We start from the raw sequence: 18,032 nt of genomic DNA, 5'->3' as shown, positions 1-18,032 counted from the left end.
TGGAAGGCGTCTTCGATGATTCTTATCACGCGCCATCGCGGGGTCAAGATCGAAGTCCCGTACGAGACGCGGCTTCGCGCATGCCGCGCGCGTCGCATGCGTACCTCAGTCGTACTTCACGGTGTAGATCAGGTCGAGGCCGCTGGTCTGCCCGGCCTGGCCGCGCAAGGTGAGGCGCTGCGTGAGGTCATAGAAGATGAACAGCGTGCCGAAGGTGCCGCCGATGCTGCGCTCGTAGGTGACGTAGAAGTCCTTCGACAGCCGCTTGCCGAAGGTGACGGCCGAATCGCGCACGTCGCCGCCGCTGCCCGGGCCCTTGAAGCCCAGTTCGTCGAGGCCGAAGCGGCTGGCCAGGCTGCCGCCGCTGGCGCCCTTGCTGATGCGCCCGAGCAGCGAGAGCGCGGCCTGCTGCAGCAGCGCCGATTCGCCGCCGCTGGTGGCCGAGGCGCGGCCCAGCACCACCCACGAGAGCGTCTCGGCGTCGGACAGCGCGGGCTCCGAATAGAGCTTCACGCGCGGCGACTGCGCGCTGCCGCTGATCTGCACGCCGGCGCGCTGCGTGATGTTGGGCCGGATCGCGAGGATGTCGAGCTGCGGGTTGTCGTAGGGACCGTTGAAGCGCGCGATGCCGGTCTCCACGTCGAGCTGCTGGCCGTAGGCGCGGTACTGGCCCTTCACGGTCTTCACTTCGCCGGTGATGCGCGGCGGCGCATCGAGCCGCGTGCTGCGGATGTCGAGCTGGCCCTCGAGCCGGGTCGTGATGCCGCGGCCCTGCACCGCGAAGTCGTCGCCGAGGTCGAACTCGACCGAGATGTCGGGCGGCTTCGCGGTCTGCGGCTTCGCGGCCTGGGCCGCCTGCGCATCGCTGCGCGCGGCCTCGCGCTCGCGCGCCTCGGCCGCCTCGCGGTCCTTGGCGGCCGAGCGCACCACCACGTCGCTGCCGAGGCTGGGCGCGGTCTCGTCGGGCAGGATGATCACGGCGCGGTCGGTCTTGAGCTTGCCGCGCACGATGAACTGCCGGTTCTCGAGCCGCGCCTGCAGGTCGCCCGACAGCGTGACCTGGCGGTCGGTGCGCACCAGCACGCGCAGCGCGCGCAGCTCGGCCTGCAGCGCCATGCGGATGCCGGGCGCGCCGGCGGTGGTGCCCGCGCCCGACCAGTTGAGCTCGCCGCGCGCGCTCAGCGTGCCGCCATCGGCGCCGGCCTCGCTGGCCGCGGTGCTGCGGTTGCCGCTCTGGCCCGCGATGCGGGCCGTGCTGCCGGCGCCGCCCTTGAGCGTGAACTCTGCGATCTCGACGCGGTCGCCCGACAGGTTGGCGCGCAGCCGGCCGTCGCGCAGGTCCAGGCCCTCGACCGGCGCGCGCAGCGCCAGCTTGTCGGCGCCCAGCGTGCCGTTCCAGCGCGGCGCCGCGCGGCTGCCCGAGAGCGTGGCGTTGGCGTCGAGCGTGCCCGCCACGCGCCAGCCCGGCGGCGCGAGCATCGACCACACGCCGAGGTTCGGCAGCCTGGCGGCGACGCGGCCCGTGAGCGGCGCATCGGGCGCCCACTGCCAGCCGCCGGCGCGCTGCTGGAAGCGCGTGCCGGCCTCGGCATCGATCTGGCCCGCTCGTTCGCTGTCCCAGGCCAGCGTGGCGCGCACCGCCTCGCCCTGGGCGTCGAGCCGCAGCTCGGCACGCCGCAGCCCGGCCGGCGTGCTGGGGCTCAGGCCGGCTTCGCTGGAATTCATCTTGCGTTCGCTCGCGGTGCCGGTACCGCGGCTCTCGATGCGCGTGATCAGCGCGGCCTCGCCGGCCTGCACGCGGATGTCGCCGCTCTGGCGCGCGAGCCGGGCCTGGGCGCGCAGCGTGTCGCCGGCATCGATGTCCCAGTCGCCGTCGAAGACCAGGTCGCCGCTGATGCCGAGCTCGCCGAAGGTGGTGCTGGCGCCGAAGGCCTCGGCCCAGGACATCGGCAGGCCCTTGAGCTCGCCCTTCGACTGCACGCGGAACACGCGGTTGGCGGCGGCGCCGCTCTGGCTGAAGCGCAGCGGCTGCCAGTCGATGCGCACCGTGCCGGGCACGGGCCCGCGCAGGGTGGCGCCGGCGGCCGAGGCCTCGACCTCGAGGCGGTCGCCGCCGGTGCGCACCGTGGCCGTGACCTCGCGGCCGAGCTCGAGCACCCAGGGCGATTTCTGCGTGGCGGGCTGGGCGCTGTCCTGCGCCTGCAGCCGCAGGCTCGCGAGCGCGGCGCGCCATTGGCCGGCGCCCGCGAGGCCGCCGCTGGCGCGCGTGTCGAGCACCAGCTTCTGCGTGCCGGTCGCGGCTTCGCCCTGCAGCGACAGCGTGGCCTGCGCGATGCTGCCCGCGAGCTCGGCGCGCAGCGCGCTCAATTGCACCTGGGTTGCGGCGGCGCCGGCCTGTGCCGCGGGCAGCTGCAGGTCGAGCCTGGGCACCGTGAGGCTGGCCTTCAGGCTCGGCTCGGCGTTGCCGCGCGCGAGCGGCGCGGCGGGGTTCTGCAGCCGGCGCTGGAAGTTCTGCCAGCCGCCCTGCCAGCTCGCGTCGAGCCGGGCCGAGCCCTTCGCGGCGCGGCCCGCGAACAGGCCCGCCATCTCGGGCAGGCTCTCGATCCAGCGCTGCACGGCCTCGGTGTCGTCGATGCGCGCCTTGAGTTCGCCCGTGCCCTGCGTGGGCGCCATGCGGGCGTCGACCTGCGCCTCGGCGCCGGGCATCGCGAGCTTGAGGTTGCCGCTGCCGGCCTGCTCGGCCACGCGCACCTGCAGCTTGCCTTCGACGCTGGCGCGCTGCGCGTCGACGCGCAGCGTGCGCAGGTCCAGCACCTGGTCCTTCCACTGGCCCTGGGCCAGCACGCGGTCGAGCCCGAAGCCCGGCAGCGCCTTGCTGCCGGCGCCGCCCTCGGCACGCAGCGCGAGGTCGAAGCCGATGCCGCCGTTGTCGCCATCGCGCTGCTGCGCGGTGACGCGGCCGCTGATCGGCGCGCCCGAGAGTTCGCTGTACAGCGCGCCCAGCCGCACGCCCTGCACGTCGGCGCGCGCCTGCCAGGGCGCGGGCGCGGGGCTCCAGCGGCCCGCGGCGTCGATGCGGCCGCCGCCCGCGCGCAGCGTGGCCTGCGGGATGTCCCAGTGGGTGCCGTCGTAGCCGACCTGGGCCTGCAGCTGCTCGAGCGGCAGCTTGCCCTGGTCCCACGGGCCGGGCCGCGCGTTGCGCAGGTCGGCCTGGGCCTTCCAGGCGGCGGGGCCGGTGGCGGCATCGGGTTCGAGCGCGACGCTGCCGGTGAGCAGCGTCTGCGGCGCGCCGGGCCACAGGCTCGACGCATCGACGTTGCGCAGGTCGGCCTTGGCCGCGATCACGGGCTGCGGCTGCCAGGGTGCGAGGGTGGCCGCGAGCTTGGCCTCCATCGGGGCGTCGGCATCGGGCTCGGCCGGCGCGAGTTCGGCCTGGACGTTCAGGCGCGCGTCGGCGCCCGCGAGCGTGCCCTGGATGCCGGCCTTGGCCAGCACCTCGAGGCTGCGTTCCTCGGGCAGCGGCGCCTTCACGCGGCCGTCGAGCGTCGCCTCGATGGCCATCGGCGCCGCGCCCTGCAGCTTCACGCGCGCGCTGTAGTGGCCCTCGGCGATGTCGACGCCGTCGACGTCGAGCTTGTGTTCGCCGCCGGTGTAGCGGTAGTGGCCCGCGAGCTGCTGCGCCTGCAGCGCGGGCGGGCCGGCCCAGCGCAGGTCGTCGATGCGGAACGGCAGGTCGACCTCGACCGGCAGCACGATCTTCTCGAGCGGCTCGGCGGGCTTGTCGCTCGGTGGGCCGCGGCGTTCGATCAGCAACTGCGCCGCATGCACCTCGCCGAGCTGCACCTTGCGCTCGAACAGCGGCGCGAGCTGCCAGCCGATCTTCGCCTCGCGCACCTCGACCGCGAGGCTCTCGCTCTGCCAGCGCAGCCAGCCGATGCGTCCGCCGGTGCGCAGCGAGCCCGTGACCTCGCGGCTCTCGAGCGTCTGGCCGGCCGGCAGGTAGGCCGCGGCCTTGGCGAGCGCGAAGGCCAGCGACTGGTTCGAGCCCAGCCACCACCAGGCGGCGCCGAGCACCAGCAGCAGCGCGACGAACAGGCCGGCGATGGTCCAGGCCAGCGCGCGCAGGGCGCGGCGGGTGCGCGAGCGCCGGGCCGGCGGCGTCGGTGGAGTGGGGGTCTCGGTCGCTGCGCTCGCCATCGTGCTCAGAAGGTGAAGCCCAGCCGCACGTGCAGCCGGAACTTGCGCGTGTCCACGCCATAGGCCAGGTCGGCCTGCACCGGCCCGACCGGGCTGCGCCAGCGCGTGCCCACGCCCACGCCGACCTTGGGCTTGAGCTCGCTGGGCTTGTCGGCCACCGCGCCGGCATCGACGAACACCACGCTCTCGAAGTCGGTGAGCTTGTCCTTGTAGACGAAGGGGCGCTGCCACTCGAGGCTCAGCACGCCGAGGTAGCGGCCCGCCACGGTCTGGCCGTCGCTGCGCACGGTGCCGATGTCGCGATAGCCGTAGCCGCGCACGGTGGTGTCGCCGCCGGTCAGGAACATCAGGGTGGAGGGGATCTGCGCCGACTCCTTGCCGACCACCGCGCCGGCCTCGGCGCGCAGCTGCAGCCGGCTGCGGCGCGCGAGCGTGGCGGCGTCCTTGTCGTCGGCCCGGCCGATCGGCACGATGCCGAGCCAGCGCGCGTAGGTGCGCGTGAACGGCGACTGCTGGCCGGTCAGCGTGTAGCCCGCGGCCAGCTCGAGCGCGAGGGCCCAGCCGCGCCGCGGCGAGCCGTTGTCGTCGAAGTAGCGTCCGGTCCAGCCCCAGTTGGCGGTCACGGCCGAGGCCGAGGGCGGGGCGTCGGTGCCGCGGTTGGTCGCGTAGTCGTACTGCAGGAAGTAGCTGCGGTCGATGTGGTCGCTGGTCTTGTTGCGCCCGCCGCGCAGCCGGCCGCTGTCGACCACGTAGCTGCCCGACTGCTCGCTCTTGAGCTCGGCGCCCGAGAACCAGCGCCAGCCGTCGTCGCCGGGGATCGCCTTCCACTCGGTGCCCAGCGACTGGATGTCGCGGTCCACCGACAGCCGCGATACCGCGCGCCAGCCCAGCAGCGGCAGCTGGTTGTGGATGTGGTCGATCGACAGCCGCGGCCCGTTGTCGGTGGTGAAGCCCACGCCCAGCACCACCTTCTGCAGCGGTGCCTCGCGCAGCTGCGCGATCACGGGCGCGGCCAGCGGCGTGCCGCTTTCGGTGTCGAGCGTGAGGAACACCGAGTCGAAGTAGCCGCTGCTGGCCAGGCGCTGCTGGGCATCGAGCAGCTTCTGCTGGTCGTAGTCGGCCCCGCTGGGCAGTTGCGCGATGCGGCGGATGCCGTCGGCGCCGTAGCGCTGGTTGCCGCGCAGGAGCAGCGGGCCGAACTTGTAGGCCGGGCCCGACTGGTAGGTGGCGCTCAGGCGCGCCTCGTGGCGGTCGGCGTCGACCTCGGCGCGGCTGATCTCGATGTTGCCGGTGGGAAAGCGCTTGGCCGTGAGGCTGCGCAGCGCGACGCCCTTGGCATCGTCCCAGGCCTGCTGGGTGAAGGGCTGGCCGGCGCGCAGCGCCCAGGCGGTGCGGATGGTGTCGCGTTGCGACTCGGCGGCCGGGTCGTCGGCGATCGGGCCGGCATAGCTGATCTGCACGTTGCTCACGGTCGTGATCTCGCCGGGCTCGACGGTGACCACGATCTCGCGCGGCGCCTTGTCGCTCGCGGGCGTCTCGTGCAGCTCGAGCGTGAGCGCGGGCGTGAAGTAGCCCAGCGTGGCGAGCAGCTCGCGCGCATTGGCCTCGGCCGCGACCATCAGGCGCGAGATCTCGGTCGCGCCGAGATCGTCGAGCGTCTTGTAGCGCTGGATCTCGAGATGCAGCGAGAGGTACTCGCGCACGCTGTCGGGGCCGCGCACGTCGACCGAGAAGGCATCGCGGCGCTTGCCGTCCTTGCTCTCCCTCTCGCTGTCCGTGGACGCGCTGGCCGCGCGGTCGCCGCCGTCGCTGACCAGCGCGGGGGTGGACGCGGCCGAGTCGCCCGCGTCCTTTTTCGGCAGCAGGCTGCAGCCTTGCAGAAGCAGGACCCCGGAAAAAAGCAATGCCGGCCAAAACGCCGGCAAGACGACACGAACCACCCTGACCATGGGCGACGATTCTGACAGCATGACCCGGCGCGTCCATGTCGGACGCGTTCGGATACATGGATGTGCGGGCCGAGGAGCCCGCGCGGCCGGGGCTCGGGGGCCGTCAAGGCCCGGTATGCCGGCAGGTCTTTTCGGCTACTTGGAGAGCAGCCGCATCGCCTCTTCGAGGCCGCGCAGGGTCAGCGGATACATGCGGTTGGACATCAGCTGCTGCATCACCGAGATGCTCTGGCGGTACTGCCACACGCCCTGGGGCTCGGGATTGATCCAGGCGAACTTGGGGAAGGCGTGCGTGAGGCGCTGGATCCACTCGGCGCCGGCTTCCTCGTTGTTGTATTCGACGCTGCCGCCGGGCTGCAGGATCTCGTAGGGGCTCATGGTCGCGTCGCCCACGAAGATCAGCTTGTAGTCCTTGTTGTACTTGCGCAGGATGTCCCAGGTCGCGAACTTCTCCGAGAAGCGGCGCCGGTTGTTCTTCCACATGAAGTCGTAGACGCAGTTGTGGAAGTAGTAGAACTCCAGGTGCTTGAACTCGGTCTTCACGGCCGAGAACAGCTCCTCCACGCGCTGGATGTGCTCGTCCATCGTGCCGCCCACGTCCATCAGCAGCAGAACCTTGACGTTGTTGTGGCGCTCGGGCCGCATCTTGATGTCGAGGAAGCCGGCGTTGGCCGCGGTCGAGTGGATGGTGTCGTCGAGGTCCAGCTCTTCCTCGTGGCCCTCGCGCGCGAACTTGCGCAGCCGGCGCAGCGCGACCTTGATGTTGCGCGTGCCGAGCTCCTGCGTGTCGTCGTAGTCCTTGTACGCGCGCTGGTCCCAGACCTTGACCGCGCTCTTGTTCTTGCCGGCGCCGCCGATGCGGATGCCCTGCGGGTTGTAGCCGCCGTGGCCGAAGGGCGAGGTGCCGCCCGTGCCGATCCACTTGCTGCCGCCCTCGTGGCGCTCCTTCTGCTCCTCGAAGCGCTTCTTGAGCGTCTCCATGAGCTCGTCCCAGCCCATCTTCTCGATCTTGGCCTTCTCCTCGGCCGAGAACTCGCGCTCCAGCGTCTTGCGCAGCCAGTCGAGCGGCACTTCCTTGGTGAAGTCGGTCAGCATCTCCACGCCCTTGAAGTAGGCGGCGAAGGCGCGGTCGAACTTGTCGTAGTGCTTCTCGTCCTTCACGAGCGCGGTGCGCGAGAGGTAGTAGAAGTCGTCGAGCCCGTAGGCGTCGTCGGAATTCGGGCCCACCACGTCGGCCTGCAGCGCCTCGAGCAGGGTCAGGTATTCCTTGACGGAGACCGGCAGCTTGGCCGAGCGCAGGGTGTAGAAGAAATCGATGAGCATGGGACGCTCCTTGGGGGTTTCAGTCGCGCGGCTTGTCCAGCAGGTAGAGCAGCTGCGCCTTGACCTCGGGCCACTCGCCCGCGCGCAGGCTGTACATCACGGTGTCGCGGATGGTGCCGTCGCGGCGCATCGCGTGGCCGCGGATCACGCCGTCCTTCTTCGCGCCCAGCCGCTCGATCGCGCGCTGCGAGGCGTGGTTGAAGTTGTCGGTGCGCCAGCCCACCACGTTGCAGCCCAGGGTGTCGAAGGCATGCGTGAGCATCAGCAGCTTGCAAGTGGTGTTGACGTGGGTGCGCTGGCAGCGCTTGGCGTACCAGGTGTAGCCGATCTCCACGCGCTTCACGGCCGGCAGGATGTCGTGGAAGCTGGTGCTGCCGAGCACGGTGCCGGTGGCTTCCTCGGTCACGGCGAAGGCGAAGCGGTCGGCGGTCTTGAGCGCGGTCTCGATGTAGGCGCGCGTGTCCTGCGGCTCGGGCACCGAGGTCACGCGCAGCTTCCAGAGCTCGCCGTCGGCGGCCGCGGCGCGCAGGCCGTCCTCGTGCGCGAGCGCGAGCGGCACCAGCGCGAGGCCGCGCGACTTCAGGGTGACGGGTTCGACGAAAGCCATGGTTGCGCGGTGTCTCGTGTCGTTCAGGGGGCCGGCTTGCCGTAGCGCCGGTCGTACCAGGCGCGCGCGAGCTGCACGCCCGCGCCGCCGCCGAGGCCGATCAGCAGGATGCCGAAGATCTCGCGGTTGCCGTAGCCATTGGGGCCGAAGGCATCGAGGCCGAAGTACAGACCGACCCAGCGGCCGAGCAGCGCCCCGGCGACGAACAGCACGGCCTGGGCCACGCCCAGCACCAGCAGCTGGCCGACGGGAGGCGATGGCCGCACAGGCATGACCGGCGCCGCCTCAGCGGTTGTTGCGCTGCATGAAGACCAGCTTCTCGAACAGGGTCACGTCCTGCTCGTTCTTGAGCAGCGCACCCACCAGCGGCGGCACGGCAACCTTGTCGTCCTTGCTCTGCAGTGCCTCGAGCGGGATGTCCTCGGCCACCAGCAGCTTGAGCCAGTCGAGCAGCTCGGAGGTCGAGGGCTTCTTCTTCAGGCCGGGCAGGTTGCGCACGTCGTAGAAGGTCTTCATGGCCGCGGCCAGCAGTTCCTGCTTGAGGCCGGGGAAGTGCACGTCGACGATGCTGCGCATGGTCTCGGCATCGGGGAACTTGATGTAGTGGAAGAAGCAGCGGCGCAGGAAGGCGTCGGGCAGTTCCTTCTCGTTGTTCGAGGTGATGAAGACCAGCGGACGGTGCTTGGCCCGGATCAGCTCGCGCGTCTCGTAGCAGTAGAACTCCATGCGGTCGAGTTCGCGCAGCAGGTCGTTCGGGAATTCGATGTCGGCCTTGTCGATCTCGTCGATCAGCAGCGCCACCGGCTGCTCGGCCGTGAAGGCCTGCCACAGCACGCCCTTGACGATGTAGTTGTGGATGTCGCGCACGCGCTCGCCGCCATCCAGGTCCTTGAGCTGCGAGTCGCGCAGGCGGCTCACCGCGTCATACTCGTACAGGCCCTGCTGCGCCTTGGTGGTCGACTTGATGTGCCACTGCAGCAGCGGCAGGTTCAGCGCCTGGGCCACTTCCTCGGCCAGCATGGTCTTGCCGGTGCCGGGTTCGCCCTTGACGAGCAGCGGGCGCTTGAGGGTGATGGCGGCATTGACCGCGAGCATCAGGTCCTGTGTCGCGACGTAGTTGTCTGAGCCCTTGAATTTCATGCGTGAACGGGAGGCAGTGGTGGAGAAAAGAACACACTCGATCGGCAAGGTGCGTCGTTCGGGTCGGCCCGCACCGGCTCCCGCGAGAGCCTTGCATATAATCGAAAGTTGGTTCGAAAAACGGTATCTCCACGAGATTGTGCGCGCAAAATGAACAAGTTGTTGACCACGATGTTTGCCCTTGCTGTCGCTTGCGGGACGGTGTCGGTACAAGCCCAGCAAGTCACTGGCAAGCCCCAGGACGGCGCCAAGAAGGTCCAGATGTGCGTGGGTTGCCACGGCATCATCGGCTACCAGGCCAGCTTCCCTGAGATCCACAAGGTGCCGATGATCGCGGGCCAGAGCGCCACGTACATCACGGCGGCGCTCACCGCCTACAAGGGCGGCGACCGCAAGCACCCGACCATGCGCGCGATCGCCGACACGCTCACCGAGCAGGACATCGCCGACCTCGCCGCCTACTACAGCCAGCTCGGCGTGAAGGAAGGCGACGCTCCCCCGGCCGCGCTGGCCAAGCCGATGCCCGAGAACATCCAGGCGCTGATCAAGAAGAACGGCGAGGACAACAGCTGCACCAAGTGCCACGGCGCCAACTTCAACACCCCGAACGACGGCACCGTGCCCAAGCTGGCCGGCCAGCATGCCGACTACCTGTTCGTGGCGCTGAAGTCCTACCGCGTGAAGAACAACGTCCACCTCGGCCGCTCGAACGCCGTGATGGCCGGCCAGGTCGAGCCGAAGAAGTTCAGCAACGCCGAGCTCAAGACCCTCGCGAGCTACATCGCCTCGGTGCCGGGCGAGCTCAAGACGGTGCCCGAGTCGCGCATCCACCACGCCGAGAAGTAACAGCGGGCGAGCCGGCTCGCCGGCCCTGCGCAAGAAGCAAAAAGCCCGCGGACGCGGGCTTTTTGCTGTCCGGGAGGCGGGCGTGCTCAGTGCCCGGCCACCGCCCCGGCGCCCCGGCCGGCGTCCGCCGCATGCGGGTGCACCACCTGCTTGACCAGCAGCGCCACGGTCGCGATCAGCGCCGGCACCGCCAGCACCGCGAAGATCTGGGCGAAACCCAGCTGCCGGCTGGCCAGCTCGGCCACCAGGAACGAACCCGCGATGCCGCCGAAACGGCCCAGGCCCAGCATCCAGGCGATGCCGGTGGCGCGGCCCTGCGTCGGGTAGAAGGCCGCGGCCAGCGCCGGCATCGAGGACTGCGCGGTGTTCATCAGCGTGCCGCCCAGCAGCACCGTCAGCACCAGCGCCGCGAGGCTGCCGAGCGACTGGCCGATCAGGTAGACGCTGACGGCGGTCAGCGCATAGCCGGTGGCGATCACCAGGTTGGCGTTGAAGCGGTCCATCAGCCAGCCGAAGAAGATGGCGCCCACGCCGCCGAGCGCGAACAGCGCCGAGATCACGGTCGCGGTCTGCGGCGGCACGCTGGCCTCGCGGAACAGGATCGGCATCCAGTTGATCATGGCGTAGAAGATCACCAGCCCCATGAAGTAGGCGATCCACAGCATGGCCGAGCCCACGAGGTAGCGCGGCGAGAGCACCAGCGCGAGGCCGCCGCCGCTGCCGTCCACGGGCGCCGGGCCGGCCTCGGTCAGGGTGAAGGCGCGCGCCTGCGCGGCGCTCTCCGAGATGCGGCGCAGCACGGCGCGGATGCGCTCGGCGGCGTACTTCTTCGCGACCATGTAGCGCGCCGACTCGGGCAGCAGTACCGCCATCAGCAGCACCAGCAGCAGCGGCGCGATGCCGCCGAGCACCAGCACGCTGCGCCAGCCCAGATGCGGAATCATCCAGGCCGCGAGGAAGCCGCCGAGCGCCGCGCCCAGCGGGAAGCCGCAGAACATGGTGTTGGTGATGGTGGCGCGCCGGTGGCTCGGGCAGTACTCGCTCATCAGCGTCACCGCGTTGGGCATGGCCGCGCCCAGGCCGAGCCCGGTGACGAAGCGCAGCCCCACCAGCTGCGGCATGTTCTGCGAGAAGGCCGAGGCCAGGCAGCCCAGGCCGAACACCAGCACCGCCCCGACCAGCACGCGCTTGCGGCCGAGCCGGTCGGCCAGCGGGCCGGCCAGCAGCGCGCCGGCCGCGAGCCCGAACAGCGCCGCGCTGAGCACCGGCGCGAGCGCCATCTTGCTGGCGCCCCATTCGCTCGCGAGCGAGGGTGCGATGTAGCCGATGGCCGAGGTGTCGAAGCCGTCGAGCAGCACCACGAGGAAGCTCAGCGCGAAGATGCGCCACTGGAAGGCCGAGAAGGGATGGCGATCGAGGAAGGACTGGACGTCCAGGGAAGCGGAGGGGGATGACATGCGTTGCTCCGTGTTGGAATGGTTTTGCGTTGCGCAGCGGCGAGCGCGCGGCCGCCTTGCGGCTGCCGCGCTGTAAAGAAGAAGTCCGGGTACGAAAAAGCCGGCGCGGTGGCCGGCTTCGGGTTCAGGGGCTCAGACGTCGAAGAAGGCGGTTTCCTCCGCACCCTGCATGCGGATGTCGAAGCGGTAGCTCACCGCGCCGCCGCGCTCGATGCGCTGCGCCACCAGCGTGTGGCGGCGCTCGGCCGGCACGCTCTGCAGCACCGCGTCCCTGGCGTTGGCCTCGGCCTCGTCGCTGAAGTACACGCGCGTGAAGGCATGCAGCAGCAGGCCGCGCATCAGCACGATCACGTTGATGTGCGGCGCCTCGCCGGGCGACTCGGCGCCGGGCTTCACGGTGTGGAACACGAAGCGGTTCTGCGCGTCGGTGCCGGTGCCCACGCGGCCGAAGGCGCGAAAGCCCAGTTCGCGCGCCTGCGCCGGCGTCTGCGGATAGCGGCCCTCGCCGTCGGGCTGGCTGATCTCGACCAGCGCGTCGTTGATGGCATTGCCGTCGCCGTCGATCACCCGGCCCTCGAGGCGGATGCGCTCGCCGGCGGCGTCGTCCAGCGCCAGCACCGCGTCGAAGGGCTGGTCGAAGTCGTAGCCGTACTGCGTGGCGGTGAGGCCGTAGGCGAAGTAGGGGCCCACGGTCTGGGAGGGCGTCTGGCCGAAGTCGGCTTCCTGGGCGCTCATCAGTTTGCTCATGGCGTGTCTCTTTCCTTCTTCGCTCAGCGGTTCTCGAACGGCGTCTCGTCGGCGCCGCGCAGCACCATGTCGAACTGGTAGCCCAGCGCGTAGCCTTCCTCGGTGATGTCGAGGCTGAAGTCGGCGATCAGCCGGTTGCGGTAGCGCTCGGGCGTGCCGGTGACCATCGGGTCGTACTGCAGCAGCGGGTCGCCCGGGAAGTACATCTGCGTTACCAGGCGGCTCGCGAAGCTCTGGCCGAACAGCGACAGGTGGATGTGCTGCGGACGCCAGGCGTTCGGATGGTTGCCCCAGGGGTAGGCGCCGGGCTTGATCGTGAGGAAGCGGTAGCGGCCCTCGCTGTCGGTCAGGCAGCGGCCCGCGCCGAGGAAGTTGGGGTCCAGCGGCGCATCGTGCTGGTCGACCTTGTGCACGTAGCGGCCCGAGGCGTTGGCCTGCCAGAGCTCGACCAGCGTGTTGGCCACCGGGCGGCGGCGCTCGTCGAGCACCTGGCCCGTGAGGATCATGCGTTCGCCCAGCGGCTCGCCGTTGCGGCGCGCGTTGCGCGTGAGGTCGTGGTCGAACTCGCCGATGCTCTCGTGGCCGTAGACCGGCTGCTGCAGCTCGCCGAGCGAGGCCTTGAGCGGGATCAGCGGCTTCTGCGGGCCGCGCTTCACGGTCGACTTGTAGCCGGGGTAGACGTAGCTGGGATGGGCGTCCCAGTCACGCGGGGTGAGCTGGGGCTGGGTCTTTGTCAACATGCCTGTTGTCTCCTGAATCGTGGGACGGACCGGGTCCGGATGGGCGAATTCTGGAATCGCGCTTCGATGATGTAAATTGAAGATTGATTCGATTTCAATAACCACTGGTAATTAAAGAGGCGATGACGACCGACCTGCGGCTGGACTTCGTGCGCAACGTGCAACTGCGCCACCTGCGCTGCCTGGTGGCGGTGGCGCAGGAGCGTCACCTGGCGCGCGCGGCCGAGCGGCTGGCGCTGAGCCAGCCCGCGGTGTCGAAGACGCTGTCGGAGCTCGAAGGCATCGCCGGTACGCGGCTGGTCGAGCGCGGCAGCGCCGGGCGGCGCGGCGTGCAGGGGCTCACGCCGGCCGGCGAGCAGCTGCTCGCGCATGCACGGAAGGTGCTCGAGGCGCTCGATGCCAGCGCCGAGGCCATCGCGCCCACGGCCGCGGGGCGCGTCGAGCGGCTGCGCATCGGCGCGCTGCCCAGCGTCGCGCCCGCGCTGCTGCCGGCCGCGCTGGCACGGCTGCGCGGCCTCTGGCCCGCGGTGCAGGTGGTGGTGAAGAGCGCGGCCAACCCGGTGCTGCTCGACGAGCTGCGCGCCGGCGAGCTCGACCTGGTGGTCGGCCGCATGAGCGATCCGCGCCAGATGGGCGGCCTGAGCTTTGAGCTGCTGCACACCGAGCCGCTGGTGTTCGCGGTGCGCACCGGCCATGCGCTCGCGCACCGGCCGGTGTCGGTGCAATCGGTGCTCGACTATCCGCTGATGGTCTACGGCGAGGGCACGATCCCGCGCCACAACACCGAGAGCTTCCTGTCGGCGCGCGGCCTCGCGCTGCCGGCCAACACGCTGCAGACGCTCGACGTCGCGCTGGCGCGCGCGCTGGTCGCGCTGTCGGATGCCGTGTGGATCACGCCGCTGGGCGCGGCGCGCGGCGAGCTGGCCGACGGCCGCATGGTGCGGCTGCGCATCGACACCGCCGGCACCGAGGAGCCCGTGGGCCTGCTGTTGCGCAGCGATGCCGAGCCCTCGGCACTGCGTACCGCGATGGCGGGGCTGCTGCGCGAGGCCGCGAAGCCGCAGGGCTCGCTGCCGGCGCGGCGGCGCGGGGCGTCGGCGGGGTAGGGGGCGGGTGGCCGCCGCCGGGCCGCCCCAAGGCGGCCGCGTCTCCCCCTCGGGGGGTGGAGTTACACGACCGAAGGGAGTGAATAGCCGGGGGGCTAATCTTTCGTCGCGCGGCGTTGAACGCAGGCGACATAGCCTTCGCCATCGGGCGGGCGCCCCGCGCGCTGGCTCTCCCACATCATCTGCCCCAGGCATTCCATCGCCTCGTGGTGCGCATCGAGCAGCGAGCCGCGGCGCGCGGCCAGCAGCTCGACCGCCTGACGGATGCCGCGCGGCTGGTCGATCGAGCACTGCTCGCTGATCGACAGGTGCATCGACAGATGCAGGAACGGGTTCTCGCGGCCGTTCGCGCCGTCGTAGACGCGCGCCACCGCCGCGTCGGCGTCGACCAGGTCCTCGTGGTATTCGGGGTGTGCCTCGATCCAGCCGGCGGCGATGGTTTCGAGCGCTTCCATCGGCAGGCCCTGGCGGTGCTTGGCGTAGACGTCGCAGAAGAAGCGGCGCACCTCTTCCTGGGTGGGGTTGAACATATATAGATAGGCAGAGAAAGAAGCGAAGGGGACGCAGGCCGCGAGGCCGTGGCCACGTGCGCGGCGATGACGCGTAACGCAGGTCCGTGGCGCTTGCGCGTGTCGGCCGAAGACTCCTGGGGTCGGGCCGGCGTTCCGGGACACACACGTTACATCGTTACGTAACGAATCGAAAAAAGACCTCGGTGAAAGCCCTCGCGAACCGTTTCGCGAAGGACTGATTTGGAAGAAAAAACCAAGCAAATCAATGAGTTGCGGCGGTCGATGGGCAGTGGGTGCAAGGCCTGGAAAAAGCGGCACGCAAGTTGCCCCTGTAGTTCCATCTTTTGTCACAGAGGCCGCCATGACTGCACCACAAGCATCGTCCCCCTCGACCGCAGGAACTGCCGATAACGGCGTTGCTCCAGTGGTCATCGCCCAGGCCACCGCAACGCCGATCGCTCCCATGGGCTCGGCACCGGTGGTCGCACCCGCAGCGCCCGCCGCGACGGCGCCCGCCAGCATCGGATCGCTATCCAATGCTACGCCGGGCACGGTCGTGATGCGCGATGGCGTGTCGATTCCCGTCGACGGCGGCCACTCGCTGATGGCCGGCGATCGCGTGATCGTTCCCGACGGTGGCCAGGCCAACGTCCTGTTCCCCGGATCGGCCGGCAACAAGGCGCCGCTGGCCGGCGTCTTCACCGGCGGCACCGATGCCACGGTGGGTTCCACCAAGCTGCCCGGCGGCCTCGAGCAGGTCAACGTCGACGTGGCCTCGGGCGACCTGCAGGTCACGCCGCCCGACAGCGATGCGGATGCCGCCGCGCTGGCCGTGACCAAGAAGCTGGCTGCCGGCAGCGGCATCGGCCTGGGCGAGTTCGCCCTCGGCGCGCTGGGCGCCGCCGCACTGGGTGCCGCGCTGAGCGGCGGCGGTGGCGGCGATGGCGGTTTCATTCCTTTCCTCGTTCCTGGCGGGACCGGTGAATCGGATGCCGATGCCGACGCGGACGCTGATGCGGACGCCGATGCCGATGGCGATGCGGACGCCGATGCGGACGCTGATGCCGATGCCGATGCCGATGCCGATGCGGACGCCGATGCCGATGCGGACGCCGATGCCGATGCGGACGCCGATGCCGATGCCGATGCGGACGCCGATGCCGATGCGGACGCCGATGCGGACGCCGATGCCGATGCCGATGCCGATGCCGATGCCGATGCGGACGCCGACGCCGACGCCGATGCCGATGCCGACGCTGATGCGGATGCCGATGCCGATGCCGACGCGGATGCCGATGCCGATGCGGACGCGGATGCCGATGCCGATGCCGATGCGGACGCGGACGCGGATGCCGATGCCGATGCGGACGCGGATGCCGATGCCGATGCGGACGCTGATGCCGACGCTGATGCCGACGCCGACGCCGACGCCGACGCCGACGCCGATGCGGATGCGGATGCGGATGCGGATGCTGACGCAGACCACCTCCTCGACCCGGGCAACGGCCTCGTCGACCATGTGATCGACGCCGTGGACGACACCCTCGGCCTGGGTGGCGCGCTCGACCCGGTGAAGCCGGTGGTCGATGGCGTCACCGACCTGCTCGACGACGTGCTCGCGCCGATCGTCGGCGAAGAGTTCACGCCCGACGATCCGAACGAGTTCGACCCGGTCGACACGGCCGTGGACAACCTGACCAACGGCGTGGGCGGCGCGGTCGCCCCGGTCGTCGATGCCCTGCTGGGCAACGGCGTGACCGATGCGCTGATCGGCTCGCTCAACGGCCAGGTCGACTACGTGACCGACGCCCTGGCGAATGGGCTCGAGAACGTGCTGGGCAGCGATGGCCTGCTCGGTGGCGTGACCACCGGCCTGGGCATCGACGGCGTCGTCGACGGCCTGCTGGGCACCGACGGCACCATCGGCCAGGTGGTCGATGGCCTGCTCGGCGAAGGCAGCCTGCTGGGCAGCGCGCTCGGCGAAGACGGCGTCGTGGGCCAGCTGCTGGGCGACGATGGCCTGGTCGGCGGCCTGATCGGCGAAGGCACCGCGGTCGGCAGCCTGCTCGATACCCTGGTGGGTGACGGCGGCCTGCTCGGCGGCGTGGGTGGCGAAGGCGGCCTGCTGAGCGGCCTGCTCGGCCCGGCCCTCGGTTCGGACGGCCTGCTGGGCAGCCTGATCGGCGACGACAGCGCGCTCGGCGGCCTGCTCGGCGACGACGGCCTGGTCGGTGGCCTGCTCGGTTCCGACGGCGTGCTCGGCGGCCTGCTGGGCAGCGCGGGCCTCACCGGCGGCCTGCTCGGCGAAGGCGGCCTCGTGGACAGCCTGCTGGGCCCCGATGGCGTGGTCGGCGGCCTGCTGGCCGACGGCCCGCTGGGTGGCCTGCTCGGCGGTGAAGACGGTCTGCTGGGCGGCCTGCTGGGCGACGACGGCCTGCTGGGTGGCCTGCTCGGCGACGACGGCCTGCTCGGTGGCGTGCTCGGCGACGACGGTCTGCTCGGTGCCGGCGGTCCCCTGGGCGGCCTGCTGAGCGACGACGGCCTGCTGGGTGGCCTGCTCGGCAATGACGGGCTGGTCGGCGGCCTGCTCGGCGACGATGGCCTGCTCGGCGGCGTGCTGGCCGACGACGGCCTGCTCGGTGGCCTGATCGGCGGCGACGGCCTCGTGGGCGGCCTGCTCGGCGATGACGGCCTGGTCGGCGGCCTGCTGGGCGACGACGGCCTGGTCGGTGGCCTGCTGGGTAGCGACGGCGTCGTCGGCGGCCTGCTTGGCGACGGTGGCCTGGTGCAGGGCCTGGTGGGTCCGGACGGTCTCGTTGGCGGCCTGCTGGCCGACGACGGCCTCGTCGGTGGCCTGCTCGGCGATGACGGCCTGGTGGGCGGTCTGCTCGGCGGCCTGCTCGACGGCATCGGCGGTGGCGGCACCGGCGCGCAACTGCTCGACCCGACCGACAGCATCGTCGGCGGCCTGGTCGACGGCCTCAACGACGGCCTGCTCGGCGAGCTCGGCCTGGGCGACGTGCTCGCCCCGGTGGTCGGCCTGACCGACAGCCTGACCGACACCGTGAGCGGCCTGCTGGGCCCGGTGCTCGGCGACAGCTTCACGCCGAACGACCCGAACGTGCTGGACCCGGTGGACGACCTCGTGGGCCAGGTCACCGATGGCGTGGGCGGCCTGCTGAGCCCGCTGACCGACCAACTGCTGGGCGCCGGCACGACCGACGCGCTGCTGGGCGCGGTGGGCACGCAGGTCGACTTCCTGACCGATGGCGTGGCGAACCTGATCGGCGGCGATGGCCTGCTGGGCGGTGTCCTGGGCGATGACGGCCTGCTGGGCGGTCTGCTTGGCGGCGACGGTGGCCTGCTGGGCGGTGTCCTGGGCGATGACGGCCTGCTGGGCGGTCTGCT

At 70.8% G+C, this 18,032-nt stretch carries 13 protein-coding genes; 3 read left to right on the top strand and 10 right to left on the bottom strand.

All coding sequences use genetic code 11. The features are described from left to right. Positions 1 to 105 precede the first annotated feature (105 nt). The 6 genes from KV106_RS38880 to KV106_RS38855 form a co-directional block, all read right to left on the bottom strand. The gene (locus tag KV106_RS38880) at positions 106 to 4,197 is read right to left on the bottom strand and encodes a translocation/assembly module TamB domain-containing protein (protein ID WP_261217674.1); all 4,092 of its coding nucleotides are present in this window, start codon (positions 4,195 to 4,197) and stop codon (positions 106 to 108) included. 5 nt (positions 4,198 to 4,202) lie between these two features. After that, positions 4,203 to 6,146 carry an autotransporter assembly complex protein TamA gene (locus tag KV106_RS38875; RefSeq protein ID WP_261217668.1) on the bottom strand — a complete coding sequence of 648 codons (1,944 nt, stop codon included), beginning with the start codon at positions 6,144 to 6,146 and terminating at the stop codon, positions 4,203 to 4,205. Between the two features lie 135 nt (positions 6,147 to 6,281). Next, the gene (locus KV106_RS38870) at positions 6,282 to 7,469 is read right to left on the bottom strand and encodes a vWA domain-containing protein (protein ID WP_057590875.1); all 1,188 of its coding nucleotides are present in this window, start codon (positions 7,467 to 7,469) and stop codon (positions 6,282 to 6,284) included. Between the two features lie 19 nt (positions 7,470 to 7,488). After that, the gene (locus KV106_RS38865; RefSeq protein WP_057590876.1) at positions 7,489 to 8,076 is read right to left on the bottom strand and encodes a GNAT family N-acetyltransferase; all 588 of its coding nucleotides are present in this window, start codon (positions 8,074 to 8,076) and stop codon (positions 7,489 to 7,491) included. Between the two features lie 23 nt (positions 8,077 to 8,099). Further along, entirely contained in the window at positions 8,100 to 8,348 is a 249-nt protein-coding gene (locus tag KV106_RS38860) for a hypothetical protein (protein ID WP_261217665.1), read from the bottom strand. Between the two features lie 13 nt (positions 8,349 to 8,361). Further along, complete coding sequence (locus KV106_RS38855; RefSeq protein WP_057590878.1) at positions 8,362 to 9,216, bottom strand: AAA family ATPase; 855 nt, start codon at positions 9,214 to 9,216, stop codon at positions 8,362 to 8,364. 150 nt (positions 9,217 to 9,366) lie between these two features. Between KV106_RS38855 and KV106_RS38850 the strand changes: the two genes are divergently transcribed. Then, positions 9,367 to 10,062: a c-type cytochrome gene (locus KV106_RS38850; RefSeq protein WP_057590879.1), complete on the top strand. Its 696-nt coding sequence runs from the start codon at positions 9,367 to 9,369 to the stop codon at positions 10,060 to 10,062. Positions 10,063 to 10,148: 86 nt separating this feature from the next. Here KV106_RS38850 and KV106_RS38845 read toward each other — a convergent pair whose 3' ends face one another. The 3 genes from KV106_RS38845 to pcaH all read right to left on the bottom strand — a co-directional run bounded on the left by KV106_RS38845 (position 10,149) and on the right by pcaH (position 13,006). Then, positions 10,149 to 11,519 (bottom strand): MFS transporter, encoded by a 1,371-nt coding sequence (locus KV106_RS38845; RefSeq protein WP_261217656.1) that lies wholly within the window; start codon positions 11,517 to 11,519, stop codon positions 10,149 to 10,151. A 132-nt stretch (positions 11,520 to 11,651) separates the two neighbouring features. Beyond that, positions 11,652 to 12,266, bottom strand: a complete 615-nt coding sequence (pcaG, locus tag KV106_RS38840; protein WP_057590881.1) for a protocatechuate 3,4-dioxygenase subunit alpha — start codon at positions 12,264 to 12,266, stop codon at positions 11,652 to 11,654. Positions 12,267 to 12,289: 23 nt separating this feature from the next. Beyond that, positions 12,290 to 13,006, bottom strand: coding sequence for a protocatechuate 3,4-dioxygenase subunit beta (pcaH, locus tag KV106_RS38835; RefSeq protein WP_057590882.1), 717 nt, complete (start codon positions 13,004 to 13,006; stop codon positions 12,290 to 12,292). A 122-nt stretch (positions 13,007 to 13,128) separates the two neighbouring features. On the opposite strand from pcaH, the gene KV106_RS38830 reads away from it, so the two are divergent. After that, a complete protein-coding gene (locus KV106_RS38830; RefSeq protein ID WP_261217654.1) occupies positions 13,129 to 14,112 on the top strand; it encodes a LysR substrate-binding domain-containing protein in 984 nt (327 codons plus the stop codon). A 95-nt stretch (positions 14,113 to 14,207) separates the two neighbouring features. Here the strand turns inward: KV106_RS38830 and KV106_RS38825 are convergent, their stop codons facing one another. Continuing rightward, positions 14,208 to 14,642 carry a DUF1841 family protein gene (locus KV106_RS38825; protein WP_057597876.1) on the bottom strand — a complete coding sequence of 145 codons (435 nt, stop codon included), beginning with the start codon at positions 14,640 to 14,642 and terminating at the stop codon, positions 14,208 to 14,210. Between the two features lie 343 nt (positions 14,643 to 14,985). On the opposite strand from KV106_RS38825, the gene KV106_RS38820 reads away from it, so the two are divergent. Continuing rightward, a partial coding sequence (locus tag KV106_RS38820) for a hypothetical protein (protein WP_261217652.1) occupies positions 14,986 to 18,032 on the top strand: 3,047 nt, incomplete at its 3' end.

Source organism: Variovorax endophyticus (assembly GCF_025376855.1).
Classification (GTDB): Bacteria; Pseudomonadota; Gammaproteobacteria; order Burkholderiales; family Burkholderiaceae_C; genus Variovorax.
This window is presented reverse-complemented; position numbering and strand designations above follow the sequence as displayed.

Bases quoted from the DNA above. Each gene is read 5' to 3' on its own strand.
- KV106_RS38880 (WP_261217674.1), bottom strand. From the start codon at position 4,197: ATGGCGAGCGCAGCGACCGAGACCCCCACTCCACCGACGCCGCCGGCC.
- KV106_RS38875 (WP_261217668.1), bottom strand. From the start codon at position 6,146: ATGGTCAGGGTGGTTCGTGTCGTCTTGCCGGCGTTTTGGCCGGCATTG.
- KV106_RS38870 (WP_057590875.1), bottom strand. From the start codon at position 7,469: ATGCTCATCGATTTCTTCTACACCCTGCGCTCGGCCAAGCTGCCGGTC.
- KV106_RS38865 (WP_057590876.1), bottom strand. From the start codon at position 8,076: ATGGCTTTCGTCGAACCCGTCACCCTGAAGTCGCGCGGCCTCGCGCTG.
- KV106_RS38860 (WP_261217665.1), bottom strand. From the start codon at position 8,348: ATGCCTGTGCGGCCATCGCCTCCCGTCGGCCAGCTGCTGGTGCTGGGC.
- KV106_RS38855 (WP_057590878.1), bottom strand. From the start codon at position 9,216: ATGAAATTCAAGGGCTCAGACAACTACGTCGCGACACAGGACCTGATG.
- KV106_RS38850 (WP_057590879.1), top strand. From the start codon at position 9,367: ATGAACAAGTTGTTGACCACGATGTTTGCCCTTGCTGTCGCTTGCGGG.
- KV106_RS38845 (WP_261217656.1), bottom strand. From the start codon at position 11,519: ATGTCATCCCCCTCCGCTTCCCTGGACGTCCAGTCCTTCCTCGATCGC.
- pcaG (WP_057590881.1), bottom strand. From the start codon at position 12,266: ATGAGCAAACTGATGAGCGCCCAGGAAGCCGACTTCGGCCAGACGCCC.
- pcaH (WP_057590882.1), bottom strand. From the start codon at position 13,006: ATGTTGACAAAGACCCAGCCCCAGCTCACCCCGCGTGACTGGGACGCC.
- KV106_RS38830 (WP_261217654.1), top strand. From the start codon at position 13,129: ATGACGACCGACCTGCGGCTGGACTTCGTGCGCAACGTGCAACTGCGC.
- KV106_RS38825 (WP_057597876.1), bottom strand. From the start codon at position 14,642: ATGTTCAACCCCACCCAGGAAGAGGTGCGCCGCTTCTTCTGCGACGTC.